This is a genomic window from Aquabacterium sp. A7-Y, from assembly GCF_026153205.1.
Classification (GTDB): Bacteria; Pseudomonadota; Gammaproteobacteria; order Burkholderiales; family Burkholderiaceae_C; genus Caldimonas.
Genome location: NZ_JAPFBW010000064.1, coordinates 1 through 12,530, shown reverse-complemented (window position 1 = coordinate 12,530; position 12,530 = coordinate 1). Strand labels below are relative to the sequence as shown.

12 protein-coding genes are annotated in these 12,530 nt (G+C 68.8%); 7 read left to right on the top strand and 5 right to left on the bottom strand.

Annotated elements, in window-relative coordinates:
- From OOT46_RS30205 to OOT46_RS30185, 5 genes are all read left to right on the top strand, one after another.
- A partial coding sequence (locus OOT46_RS30205) for an ABC transporter ATP-binding protein (RefSeq protein ID WP_265407333.1) occupies positions 1 to 599 on the top strand: 599 nt, incomplete at its 5' end.
- Positions 596 to 1,366: an ABC transporter permease gene (locus tag OOT46_RS30200; protein WP_265407332.1), complete on the top strand. Its 771-nt coding sequence runs from the start codon at positions 596 to 598 to the stop codon at positions 1,364 to 1,366. The genes OOT46_RS30205 and OOT46_RS30200, both read left to right, overlap by 4 nt.
- A 32-nt stretch (positions 1,367 to 1,398) precedes the next feature.
- Positions 1,399 to 2,424: an ABC transporter substrate-binding protein gene (locus OOT46_RS30195; RefSeq protein WP_265407331.1), complete on the top strand. Its 1,026-nt coding sequence runs from the start codon at positions 1,399 to 1,401 to the stop codon at positions 2,422 to 2,424.
- A gap of 89 nt (positions 2,425 to 2,513) precedes the next feature.
- Complete coding sequence (locus OOT46_RS30190; RefSeq protein ID WP_265407330.1) at positions 2,514 to 3,356, top strand: HDOD domain-containing protein; 843 nt, start codon at positions 2,514 to 2,516, stop codon at positions 3,354 to 3,356.
- 43 nt (positions 3,357 to 3,399) lie between these two features.
- On the top strand, positions 3,400 to 4,029 hold the full coding sequence (locus tag OOT46_RS30185; RefSeq protein WP_265407329.1) for a methyltransferase domain-containing protein: 630 nt from the start codon (positions 3,400 to 3,402) through the stop codon (positions 4,027 to 4,029).
- Between the two features lie 11 nt (positions 4,030 to 4,040).
- Here OOT46_RS30185 and OOT46_RS30180 read toward each other — a convergent pair whose 3' ends face one another.
- Positions 4,041 to 5,468: an alpha/beta hydrolase family protein gene (locus tag OOT46_RS30180; protein WP_265407328.1), complete on the bottom strand. Its 1,428-nt coding sequence runs from the start codon at positions 5,466 to 5,468 to the stop codon at positions 4,041 to 4,043.
- Between the two features lie 152 nt (positions 5,469 to 5,620).
- Entirely contained in the window at positions 5,621 to 6,103 is a 483-nt protein-coding gene (locus OOT46_RS30175; RefSeq protein WP_265407327.1) for an Lrp/AsnC family transcriptional regulator, read from the bottom strand.
- Between the two features lie 218 nt (positions 6,104 to 6,321).
- Between OOT46_RS30175 and OOT46_RS30170 the strand changes: the two genes are divergently transcribed.
- Entirely contained in the window at positions 6,322 to 7,176 is an 855-nt protein-coding gene (locus OOT46_RS30170; protein ID WP_265407326.1) for a hypothetical protein, read from the top strand.
- Here OOT46_RS30170 and OOT46_RS30165 read toward each other — a convergent pair.
- From OOT46_RS30165 to OOT46_RS30155, 3 genes are all read right to left on the bottom strand, one after another.
- Positions 7,083 to 8,021: an esterase/lipase family protein gene (locus OOT46_RS30165; RefSeq protein ID WP_265407325.1), complete on the bottom strand. Its 939-nt coding sequence runs from the start codon at positions 8,019 to 8,021 to the stop codon at positions 7,083 to 7,085. The genes OOT46_RS30170 and OOT46_RS30165 overlap by 94 nt on opposite strands.
- Before the next feature lie 68 nt (positions 8,022 to 8,089).
- Complete coding sequence (locus OOT46_RS30160) at positions 8,090 to 9,703, bottom strand: GMC family oxidoreductase (protein ID WP_265407324.1); 1,614 nt, start codon at positions 9,701 to 9,703, stop codon at positions 8,090 to 8,092.
- 13 nt (positions 9,704 to 9,716) lie between these two features.
- Positions 9,717 to 10,223: a hypothetical protein gene (locus tag OOT46_RS30155; RefSeq protein ID WP_265407323.1), complete on the bottom strand. Its 507-nt coding sequence runs from the start codon at positions 10,221 to 10,223 to the stop codon at positions 9,717 to 9,719.
- Between the two features lie 234 nt (positions 10,224 to 10,457).
- Between OOT46_RS30155 and OOT46_RS30150 the strand changes: the two genes are divergently transcribed.
- Positions 10,458 to 12,149 (top strand): long-chain-fatty-acid--CoA ligase, encoded by a 1,692-nt coding sequence (locus OOT46_RS30150; RefSeq protein WP_265407322.1) that lies wholly within the window; start codon positions 10,458 to 10,460, stop codon positions 12,147 to 12,149.
- The last annotated feature ends 381 nt before the right edge of the window (positions 12,150 to 12,530 follow it).

Sequence of the window (12,530 nt, the reverse complement as noted above, 5' to 3'; positions counted from 1 at the left end):
AGGCGCCGAGCGCCGGGCAGCTGCGGCTGCCCGGGGCCGAAGCAGCGATCGGCTATGTGTTCCAGGAGGCGACCCTGATGCCCTGGGCCAGCGTGTTCGACAACGTCTGGCTGCCACTGCGCATTGCCGGGGTGGGCCGCACGGCGGCGCGCGCGCGTGTCGAGGCGCTGTTGGGCTCGGTGGGGCTGGCCGGGTTCGCCGAGGCCTACCCGGCCGAGCTCTCGGGCGGCATGCGCATGCGTGCGTCGATCGCCCGTGCGCTGGTGCGCGACCCGCGCCTGCTGCTGATGGACGAGCCCTTCGCGGCACTGGACGAGTTGACACGCCAGAAGCTCAACGACGATTTGCTCGGCTGGTGGCAGGCGAGGCACTTCACGACGCTGTTCGTCACGCACAGCGTGTTCGAGGCGGTCTACCTGAGCCAGCGTGTCCTGGTGATGAGCCCGCGGCCGGGCCGCCTCGTCGCCGAGATCCGGGTCGACGAGCCCTATCCGCGCCGGCGCGAATGGCGCACCTCGACCGCGTATGCCGAGACCTGCGCGCGGGTCTCGGACGCGCTGGAGCAGAGCCTGGAGCCGCAGCTGGAGCCCAAGGCATGAGGGCGCGCGGCGAACTGTGGCTGCCGGCGCTCGCGGTGCTCGGCGCCATCGCCGGCTGGGAGCTCGTGGTGCGCTGGGCCCGCATTCCGCACTACATCCTGCCGGCCCCCAGCGCGGTGCTGCAGATGCTGTGGGCGGATGCCGGCTCGCTGATGGCGGCCTGGTGGTTCACCTTGCGCCTGACCTTCGGGGCCCTGCTGCTGGCGGCGGTCGGCAGCGCGCTGCTGGCCGCGCTGTTCGCCAACTCGCGGCGCATCGAGATGGCGCTGATGCCTTTTGCGATCGTGCTGCAGGTCACGCCCATCGTCGCGATCGCGCCACTGATCATCATCTATGTCGACAGCACCACCGCGGCACTGCTGCTGTGCACCTGGATCGTCGCGTTTTTCCCCATCCTGTCGAATACCGTGATCGGGCTGCGCTCGGCCGATCCCAACCTGCGCGATCTGTTCACCCTGTACCGGGCCAGCCGCTGGCAGCGACTGCGCTGGCTGCTGCTGCCCTCGGCGTTACCCTATTTCATCGCCGGGCTGAAGATCGCCGGCGGCTTGAGCCTGATCGGCGCGGTGGTCGCGGAGTTCACCGCCGGCGCAGCGGGGCACGAGACCGGGCTGGCCTCGCGCATCCAGGAAGCCAGCTTCCGCACCGACATGCCCCGGATGTACGCGGCGCTGCTGTTGACCTCGCTCACCGGCATCGCGATCTTCCTGCTGTTCAACGCGCTGGAGCGCTGGTGCCTGGGGCGTTGGCACGCCTCGCAGCGCTGAGCTTGTCCCCTTTCCTCTTCACGGAGTTTTCCATGACCCTCACTTTCCACGCAGGCGCCCGGGCCCTCGGCCTGGGGCTGGGGCTGCTGGCGGGCCTGGCGCAGGCCCAGGACAAGGTGGTATTCGCCACCAACTGGAAGGCGCAGGCCGCGCACGGCGGCTTCTACCAGGCCCTGGTCGACGGCACCTACAAGAAGTACGGCCTGGACGTCACGATCCAGCAGGGCGGGCCGCAGATCAACAACCGGCCGCTGCTGCCGGCCGGCAAGATCGACTTTCTGATGACCGGCAACCTGCTGCACTCCTTCGACAACGTGAAAAACGGCCTGCCCACGGTGGTGGTCGCGGCGATGTTCCAGAAGGATCCGCAGGCCCTGATCGCCCACCCCGGCCAGGGCCACGAGCAATGGGCGGCGCTGAAAGACGCGCCGCTGGCGCTGATCGCCAAGGACGCGCAGTTCAGCTGGTGGCAGTGGCTCAAGGCCCAGCACGGCTTCCGCGACCCGCAGCTCAAGCCCTACACCTACAACCTCGGGCCCTTCCTCGCCAACAAGAAGGCAGTGCAGCAGGGGTACTCGGTGGCCGAGCCCATCTACGTGGAGAAGCAGGCCGGCTTCAAGCCGGTGGTGCACCTGCTGGCCGATCACGGCTACTCAACCTACTCGACGCTGATCGAGGCCAGCGTCGACACGGTGCAGAAGAAGCCGCAGCTGGTGCAGCGTTTCGTCGATGCCTCCATCATCGGCTGGTACAACTATCTCTACGGCGACCGCAAGGCCGCCCATGCTGCAATGCGGCGCGACAACCCCGAGATGAGCGATGAAGAGCTGGAGGCCTCCCGGGCGCTGCTGCGCCAGCAGGGCATCGTCGATTCCGGCGAAGCGCTGACCCAGGGCATCGGTGCGATGAACGAGGCCCGCATCCGCGACTTTTACGAGCAGATGGTCAAGGCCGGCCTCTACAAGCCGGGTGAAGTCGACCTGTCCAAGGTGGCGAGCACGCGCTTCGTCAACAAGAAGGTCGGCCTGGACCTGAAGCGCAGCCTGGGCGCGAAGTGAGCGCCCGTCCGCGCCCCCGGCCTGGGCGGCGGACGGCTGGTGTTAACCCCGATGCAGGAACAGGCCCCACGGCCGATAGACCGAAGACGATGGGCCCTCGACGTCTTCCGCTGTTGCAAAGCCCGCTGCCCGACCTGGCCGCCTGGACCGCCTGCTTCCGCGATGCGGAGATCCCGGTGCTGCCCGGCACGGTCCAGGCGGTCGAGGCTTTGCGCGCCGTCGAAGACCAGATCGATGCCCACGGCATCGCCGAGTGGGTCGGTCACGACCCGCTGATGGCGCTGAAGCTGCTGGTGCACGTGGCGCGCGTGCGCCCGCGGCACTTCCAGGGCAGCACCGAGACCGTGACCGCCGCCCTGGTGTTCCTCGGCATCTCGCCGTTTTTCCGCGCCTTCGAGACCCTGGTCTCGACCGACGACCTGCTCGGGCAGGACCCGGCGGCCCACGCCGGCCTGGAGGCGGTGCTTCACCGAGCCTCGCGCGCCGCGACCTTCTCGCTGGCCTTCGCGGTGCACCGCATGGACGCGGACGCCGCGGTGCTGCACGAAGCCGCGATGATGCACGCCTTTGCCGAGCTGCTGCTGTGGTGCCATGCGCCGGCGCTGGCGCAGCGCATCACGCAGCGCCTGCAGGAGGAGCCCGGCTTGCGCTCGGCGGCGGCGCAGCGCGAAGTGCTCAACATCACGCTGGCCGAACTGGAGCAGGCGCTGATGCGCAGCTGGCGGCTGCCCGAGATCCTGATCCGTGTCACCGACGAGCGCCACGCCGAGGACCCGCAGGTTCGCAACGTGGCGCTGGCCGTGCGGCTGGCCCGCCACAGCGCGCAGGGCTGGGACAACCCGGCGATACCCGACGACATTGCCGACATCGCGCGGCTGCTGAACCTCTCCGAGGCGGCTACCTACACGAAGCTGACCGAGCTGGAAGCTTGAGGGCCCCGGTCACCATCCTCCGGACGCCCGTATCATGCGCGCCATGGCAGGACCCACACGCGATTTCTGGCAGAACCGTTTCGCCAGCCGTCAGACCCCCTGGGACCGGGGTGCCCCGAGCCCGCAGCTGCTCGCCTGGCATGCCGAAGGGCAGTTGCCGCCGCCGGGCAGCCGCATCGCCGTTCCGGGTTGCGGCGCGGGCTACGAGGTGGCTTGGCTGGCGAAACGAGGCTATGCGGTGACCGGCCTCGACTATGCCGAGGCGGCTGTCGAGGCGACCCGGGCGCTGCTGGCGGCACAAGACCACGCAGGCGAGCAAACCCAGCCCGAGGTGCTGCAGGCCGACGTGCTGGAGTGGTCGCCCGGCACGCCGCTTGATGCCGTCTACGAGCAGACCTGCCTGTGCGCCCTGCACCCCGACCATTGGGTTGCCTATGCCACGCGGCTGCAGGCCTGGCTGCGCCCCGGCGGGCGCCTGCTGGCCCTGTTCATGCAGGCGCCGCGGCCGGGGGCCGAGACGGGCCTGGTCGAAGGCCCGCCCTACCACTGCGACATCAATGCGATGCGGGCCCTGTTCCCGGAGCCGCTGTGGGCCTGGCCACGACCGCCCCTGGCCCAGGTGCCTCACCCGATGGGCCGCATGGAGCTGGCCGTGCTGCTGCAGCGGCGCTGAGGCGCCCGGCCTCAGTCCGCCGGGCAGGCTGGCAACTGCGCGCGCACGGCGATCACCGCCGCGTTGTCGTCGGGCCCGTCGCTGTTGTCGGTGTGGGCACAGCCGTAGGTCGGCTGCGCCACGGTCGCCGCATCCAGCACGTCGTCGCCGGCCGGCTTCGGCCCGCCATCGGCCCAGTCGACCATGGCCTGGAAGGCCGCGGCCTGCTCCGCCACCGTGAAGTCGCAATGGCTGGGCGCGCGGATCGCGCGCTGCACCAGGCGATCGCCATTGCCTTGCTGCTCGACGCGGCGTCGGTAGATCTGCTGCATGCTGAAGGGCACGTACATGTCGCCCAGCGTATGGAGCGAAACGACAGGAATGTCGAACTGGCCGTTGACCTTCGGAATCCAGCGCAGACCGTCACGCCGCAGGCGGTTTGCATCGGGCTCGGCGTTGGCGTCGATGATGGCGTTGTTGAACGCCTGCTCCTCGGTGCTGAGCGCGGGGTCGCTGTCGAACTGGTAGGTGAAGCGGGTGGTGTCGACGACGTTGCGGGTGAGGATGCCGTTGATCGTGCCGTCGCCGCCGAGGGTGCCCCAGACGACGCCGTGCAGTCCGGCGTTGGTGAAGCCCTGCTCGAAGATCGGCCGCGCACCGCCGGTCAGGTTCATCAGCGCGCCCTTGAGCTTCTGGCCCTGCGCGGTGAGGCCGCTCGGGAAGCTGGTGAACAGCGCCTCACGCACCGCCTGCTGCTGCGCGGCCCAGTCGCTGGTCGGGAAGCGGGTCGCCGGCCGACCGGCGAGCTGTTGTGCCACCAGCTGGTAGGCGCCGAAGTAGTCGAACAGTTCGGTATCGCCCATCACCCCGCACATCGGGACGGCGCCGGCATAACTGACCTTGTGGCGCGCGGTAGCGCGGGTTTCGTCCTCGATCGCGGCCGCCGTGACATGGCCGCCCATCGAGTGGCCGGTGATGAAGATGCGGCTGGGCGCCGCGAGGACACGGCCGCGCTCGGCGGCGATCTTGGTGAAGGCGAGCGCCAGCGCGTTGGTGTCCTCGACCCCGGCGCGCACATCGTAGTAGTTGGCCCGGTAGCTCGACGCCGCCCAGGCGTAGCCGTGCTCGATGAGGTAACGGCGCAGCGGCGGGGTGGTCACGCCCAGCGTCGTGCCGGTGCCGCCATAGCCATGGGCGTACATGACCAGTTGACCGTTCCAGTTTTTCGGAACCTCGATGCGGTAGCCCGCGCCGTCGAGCACGCCGCTCCAGCGGTCGGTCTCGACGCTGCTCTCGCTCAAGGCAGGGAAGGCCAACGCGGCTTGGTCCACCGTGAACACACGCTGGTCGTGCGGTCGTGCTTCCTCGGCTTCGGCGCCGTCCCCGCCTCCGCCGCCGCAGGCGGACAGCAGGGACAGCGCCAGGGCGGGCGCGACAGTGCTCCTGAACATCGATCTCATGGGTTTGTCTCCGTGTTGTTGGACCCGGATGACAGGCAACCCGCGCGCCTCGAAGACGGCATGAGCCTCAGCCACCGGGCGAGATCGATTGTGGAACTCGGTTCTGCCGAGTTTGTCCCGCAGGTGACAGGTCGACCAGCGATTACCCCGCGTTACACGGGCACGGCAGTGGTGTTCTTGACCCGATCCAGCACAAAGCTGGTCTTGCAATCCTCAACGCTTGGGTGCTTCAGCAAAGTCTCCATCACGAAACGCGAGTAGTGCGCCATGTCCTCGACCACCACCCGCAGCAGGTAGTCCATCTCCCCGGTCAGGGCGACACACTCGACCACTTCCGGCCAGGCTTGTACTGCAGCGCGGAACAAATCCATGGGGTTGCGCTTGTGGATCTCGCTGTGCTTTTCGAGCCGCACATTGAGGTAGGCGGTCAGGCCCAGTCCCACCCGCTCGGGTGGCACGAGCGCGACGTACCCGGCAATGGCGCCCGATTCCTCCAGGCGCCGCACCCGCCGCAGCGTCGCGGAGGGAGAAAGCTGCACTTCGCTGGCGAGCTGGTCGTAGGTCATGCGGCCATCGACCTGGAGCGATCGAAGAATGCGCCGATCTATTGCATCTAAGTCAATTTGTGCTGTCATGAAAAACATTGTGCAGCTTGGATGCGCCGGCCCCGGCAGGCCAAGGGCTGGTGGCCCGGGACACCGTGCAGCACAGCGAGCGGCGTGCCTGGGCCAACCACCTGAACAGGTGGCCCCACCCCCTCGCAAGAGTGATTGTTCGCCTCCTTGACGAGGCAGACACTGCGGGCCTTCGGAGTTCACGCGAGCGGCCTCAGGCCCTCGCTGCGGAGGCCCCCATGAACGCCTTGCTCACCAAACGCTGTGCCGTGGCCCTGCTCGGGGCGATGACGCTGGCTTTGACCATGGGGCTGCTGGCCTGCGGCCCGATCCGCGCCGCCATCGCACCGGCGGCGCCGATGGCGACAGAACCGCTGCAGTTGCTGGCTGCGCTGAACCTGCTGGCGGCCGGCAGCTGGGGTTTGCTGAGCGCGCACCGGATCGGCGGCACGCCCGAGCGCGGCGGATTCGAGCGGGAGCCCTCGTCCGGCGACTCGCCAGCCCGCTTGGCCTGGCAGCTGTGGTTCGCCAGCACCGCGCTCTCGGGCTTGGCCTCGATGGCCTGGCAGACGCTGCCCCACGACGCGACCCTGCTCTTGCTGGCGCAGCTGCCCACCAGCGCGACCTGCGTGATGTTGATGTGCGCCTTTCTCGCCGAGCGCGTCGATCCGCTCTGGGGCCGCGCGCCGGCGCTGCTGGTGGCCCTGCTGCTGGCCACGGCCTCGGTGAGCCACTGGAGCGTTGGCCAGGCGGTACACGGCGAAGGCGACCTGCGCGGCCTGCTGCTGCTGCAGCTGCTGCCGCTGCTGCTCATCCCGTCGGGCGCGCTGCGGCTGGAGGGCCGCTACACCAGCCGCAACGATTGGCGCATCGTGCTCACCCTGTACACGCTCGCGCTGCTGGCGCAGGCCGCAGGCGACCGCATCGCCCCCTGGCTGGGGGCCACACCCGGACAGACGCTGCGGCAGGTCCTGCTGACCGCGGCAGTCGCCTGGCTGGCTCAGCGCGCCGCGGCACCGGCCATCAGCCCGGTGGTGTCGTCAGAAGGAACGTCGGCCAGGGAGGCCAGCACTTCATTGAACACCTGCGGCTGAAACGCCATCTGGACGTGGGCGACGCCCTCGAGGTGCCGATTCACGGCGCCCGGCAGGCAGCCCGTGGACGCGGGGAAGACGATGTTGTCGCAATGCCCGTAAAAGCAGGTGAAGCGTCGGTAGCGCTCGGGTGGCTCGCTGTCGGCCAGGCGGCGCAGCCACTCGCTGCCCTGGTGCATCTGTCTGGTATTGGACGTGCGGGCGTAGCGGCCCAGCCAGGTGCCGTGGTGCGGTGTTCCTATCGTGATGACCCGGTGGACGCGAGCATCGGCGGCATGACACTGCAGCCAGACCCGTGCCGCCAGTCCGCCCATGCTGTGGCAGACCAGCACCGGCGCCATGCCGGTGCTCGCTTCGAGCCGGCGCACCGCGGCCTCGATCTGCGCCGGATAGGCATCGATGCTGCCGAAGACCGGCTCCAGGTTGACCGTGGCAAAGGGCACGCCGCGCTGGCGCATCAGACGCAACCAGGGGGTCCAGAAACCGCGGTTGCAGACCAGGCCGTGCACGAACACGACGCCGCGTTGCCCCGGGCGGCCGGGCTCGTCCGGCACCGCGTCGGGACAAAACGGCTGTCGCCAGCAGAAGATCAGCGGCGAGTGGGTGACCTCGCCCCACCAGGCGCCGACCAGCTGTGCCAAGCTCGCGCGCGGCGTGGGGTCGTCGCGATGGACGCGCGCCACCAGCGCGAACTCGAGCGCCAGCACCGCGGCATAGCCGAAGGCGATCAGCAGCGCGCCGACCACGGCGAGACCCGGGCGCCCCTGCCCCAGCCAGACGGCGGCCCAGGCGAGGGCCACAGCGAGCAGCGCAAGGGTGATGAATTTTTGCAGTCGGGCGAGCATGGGCGGGAGCGGGCAGAACCGTGGCTGAGGGCCGGCGGCTCCAGGCCCAAGCTCCATGAACTTCGGTGTCAGGACACTAACACAGGCTGTTTCGCGCCCAGCCGCTGCGCCAGCCCGGTGGCCAGGCGCCACGTCAGACCGTAGATGGACAGCTGAGGATTGGCGCCAATGCTGGTGGGAAACAGCGAGCCGTCGTGCACGCTGAGGTTGTCCAGCTGCCAATGGCGCCCGTCCGAACGCACCACACCCAGGCGGGGGTCACCGGACAGACCGCAGCCGCCCATCACATGGGCGCTCACCACGTGGGTCTGATAGGGCGCCATCTCGAGGCGGCCGATGGCCTCGCGGGCCTCGGCCCAGGAGGTATAGGGTCGCGCTTGCTCGTGCACCGGCAGCACCTTCTGCGCGCCGGCCGCGAACTGGATCTCTGCCATCGTGAGCAAGGCACGCCGCGCGCCCTCCAGCACGGTCTCGTCGAGGGGATAGTCGAGCACGGGGGAGCCGTCGTTGTGCAAGCTCACCCGTCCGCCGATGGAGCGCTTGTGGAAACCGTCGCGCAGCAGTGCGATCAGGGCCTGGGTGTGGGGGAAGTCGGCCATCAGCTCGTGCCGGGCCTGCCCATGGGCAGGCAGGCTGGAGCCGAACAGGACCGGGTGCAGCGGTGGTGCTTCCAGCTTGTAGCCGAGCGGGCCGTCGATAGGCTGGGTGGACAGGAAGTGGTCGCTGTAGACGCTCTGAGGCGCCCCCTGCCAGGCCTGCACCGGCTGCCCGAAGGTGGCGGCGGAGATGAGCACCGGGTGCAGGAAGGTGCGCAGGCCCAGCCGGCCGTGCGGGTCAGGGGCGTCGGAGCGCAGCAGCAGCGCGGGCGAATTGATGGCGCCGCCGGAGAGCACGTAGTGGCGGGCCCGGATGCGCACCGCCGGTCGGGCGGAAGCCGGCGCGGCTGCGGCCGGGGCGCACAGCAGCGCGCTGATCCTGCGCCCGTCGTGCTCGAAACGCAGCGCCTGCGTCTCCACGAGCAGCCGGGCCCCCTGGTCCAGCGCGGCCGGCACGGTGGTCACCAGCATGGATTGCTTGGCGTTGGTCGGGCAGCCCATGCCGCAGGAGCCCAGGTTCCAGCAGCCCGACACATTGCGCGGGATCGCAGCGGCCGAGAGCCCCAGCTTCTCGCAGCCGCGTTTGAGCACCTCGTTGTTCTCGTTGGGTGGCACCTGCCAGGGCCCGATCTGCAGGCGCCGCTCCGCCTGGGCAAACCACGGCGCCATCGCTTCGGGGGACAGCTCGCCGAGGCCGTACTGCTCGCCCCACCAGCGCAAGGTGGCCTCCGGTGTGCGGAAGGAGCTGGTCCAGTTGACCGTGGTGGAGCCACCAACGCAGCGGCCCTGGAGGATGGTGATGGCCTTGTCGGCGGTCTTGCGCGCCGCGCTTTCCTGGTAAAGCGAGGGGTAGGCCTCGCTCTCGAGCTGACGGAAGTCGCTGCTGCTTTTCAGCGGGCCGGCCTCGACCATCACGATGTCCAGCCCGGCGCGTGCCAGCAGTTCGGCGGTGATGCCGCCGCCGGCCCCGGTGCCGACGATGACGACATCGCAGTCGAGCTGCGCGGGCAAGGGACCGTGCGGGCCGCCGACGACCTTCCAGCCGCGCGCCAGGCCTTGCCGGATCGGGTCGGGCAGTTTGCTCATGGGTGTCGGGGCCTCAAAGATCGGTGGGACCGGGGTAGCCGATCGCCTGCCAGCTGGCCGGGTCGGCGTAGTAGGCGGCGCTGCTGAGCTCGCGCAAGGCATGGTAGGCCTGCTGCCGCACCGCCAGACGCGACCGGCGCATGTCTTGGAGCGACGCCTGCAGCTGTGCCACCGAGGCATCGCGCCAGTCCGCCTCCAGTCCGGCCAGCAGGCGGCGTCCCGGCGCGCTGGCCAGGACGCCGAGCAGCTGCGACAGCTCTTGCCGGGTGGGCCCCGGCATGGCCGCGACCAGCGCCTCGACACGCTGCAGTTGCGACGCGAGGGCCGCCTCCAGCGGTGCCCCTCCGTGCGGCAAGCTGCCGTCGAGCACGGCCCGCGCGATGGCCCGAAGCACCTCCTGGCCCGCCGGCGTCAGCCGACCGGCCTCGAGGCCCGGACGGCTCATCGACACACCGGCGCCCGCCAGGGCCAGCACGACGGTGGAAGCGATTCCGAGCTGGAGCAGACGTCTTCGTTGCATGGCCAAGGAGTGTTGCACCGATGCCGGCGCACCGGGCTAGGGAAAGCGATCGACCTCAGCCGTCGCGGGGATCATTGCCGGCGCGAGCGAAGGCTGGCAGGCTGACAAGCACCGAAGCCGACTTTCCGCACACCGGAGTCACCTAAGTGACGCCTCGTTAGTGCAAGTACCGTAGGAGTTCTAACAGGCAGCACAAACAATGGGCCGCAGTTCCAACCTGTCCCTGGAGTTCCTGTGAACGCGTCCAAGCCCTGGCTCGACAACTACCCGCCCAACGTGCCGACCGAGATCGACTGCAGCCAGTACGCCTCCCTGCCCGCGCTGCTCGAAGAGTCTTTCCGCAAGTACGCGAGCCGCAACGCCGCGATCTGCATGGGGCGGGCCATCACCTATGGCGAGGTCGACCGCCTCTCGACCCAGCTGGGTGCCTGGCTGCAGGGCCGAGGGCTGCCGCGCGGCAGCCGGGTCGCGATCATGATGCCCAACGTGCTGCAGTACGTCGTCGCGATCGCGGCGGTGTTGCGTGCCGGCTATACGGTGGTGAATGTCAATCCGCTCTACACGCCGCGCGAGCTGGAGCACCAGCTGAAGGACTCCGGCGCAGAAGCGATCATCATCCTCGAGAACTTTGCGACCACCCTGCAGGAAGTGATCGAGAAGACCGCCGTCAAGCACGTGGTGCTCGCCGCGATGGGCGACATGCTGGGTGCTGTGAAAGGCGCGCTGGTCAACTTCGTGGTGCGCCATGCGCGCAAGATGGTCCCCGAGTTCAAGCTCCCCACCAGCGGCGGCCGCACCGTGACGCGCTTCAACGACGCGCTGGCGCAGGGCAGCCGCCAGTCGCTGCAGCCGCCCCGCCTGCAACCTGACGACATCGCCTTCCTCCAGTACACCGGCGGCACGACCGGGGTCTCCAAGGGCGCGACGCTGTCGCACCGGAACGTCGTCGCCAACATCCTGCAGTCGGAGGCCTGGTTCAAGCCCATGCTGGACAAGCTGGGCGGCAAGCCGCTGACCATCGTTTGTGCCCTGCCGCTGTATCACATCTTCGCGCTGACGGTCTGCTACATGATGGCCGCCCGCCTGGGGTCGATGAACCTCCTCATCCCCAATCCGCGCGACATCCCGGGCTTCATCAAGACGCTGAAGCAGCACAAGGTGAACATGTTCCCGGCCGTCAACACCCTGTTCAATGCACTGGCCAACGACCCCGACTTCGCCACCCTCGACTTCTCGGAGCTGGTGATCAGCAACGGCGGCGGCATGGCGGTGCAGCAGGCCACGGCCGAGAAGTGGCTGAAGGTCACTGGCTGCCCGGTGGTCGAAGGCTACGGCCTCAGCGAGACCTCGCCGGTGGCAACCAGCAACCGGCTGGATCTGAACGAGTTCACCGGCACGATCGGCCTGCCCATTCCGTCCACCGAGATCGCGATCCGCGACGACGCCGGCAACGACGTGCCGATCGGCGAGGCGGGCGAAATCTGCATCCGCGGGCCGCAGGTCATGGTGGGGTACTGGAACCGGCCGGACGAAACCGCGAAGGTCATGACGCCGGACGGCTACTTCAAATCGGGCGACGTCGGTGTCATGGACGCACGCGGCTACGTGAAGATCGTGGACCGCAAGAAGGACATGATTTTGGTGTCCGGCTTCAATGTCTACCCGAACGAGATCGAGCAGGTGGTGAATCTGCACCCGGGCGTGCTGGAATGCGCGGCCGTCGGCGTGGCGGATCCCAAATCCGGCGAGGCGGTGAAGCTGTTTGTCGTCAAGAAGGATCCGGCCCTGGCGGAGGAAGACCTGATGGCTTACTGCCGCGACAACTTCACGGCCTACAAGCGGCCCAAGTACGTCGAGTTCCGCGATGACCTGCCCAAGACCAACGTCGGCAAGATCCTGCGCCGCGAGCTGAGGCAAGCCGCCTGAGGCGTTTTGGCATGCCCGCGCCTGCCCTCGCGGCGAGGCGCGCCGGCATCACGCAAGCGCGGGCGGCAAACGGCCGCCCCGAGTGCTGATGAGCCGAGAGCCGGAACTGCCGGCCCACATCGTGGTGTTCGAGCGCGGCTGGCTCTGTCGTCGAACAAGGTCCTGCTGCGCGGGATGACGGCGAGCCGGCCGTGCTGGTCGGCTCCGGCCATGTCAGTCATGCAGCGTTGCAACGGACACCCCTGCTGCAGCATCGTCCCTCGCCGATATTTCGAGGCGAAATTCCGACTTGGACACCTGGAGCCTGCAACTGCTTGGGGAGCTGGCCGGGATCATGGCCTATGAGAGCGACCAGCTCATGAACGCCTGATCCAAACCGGT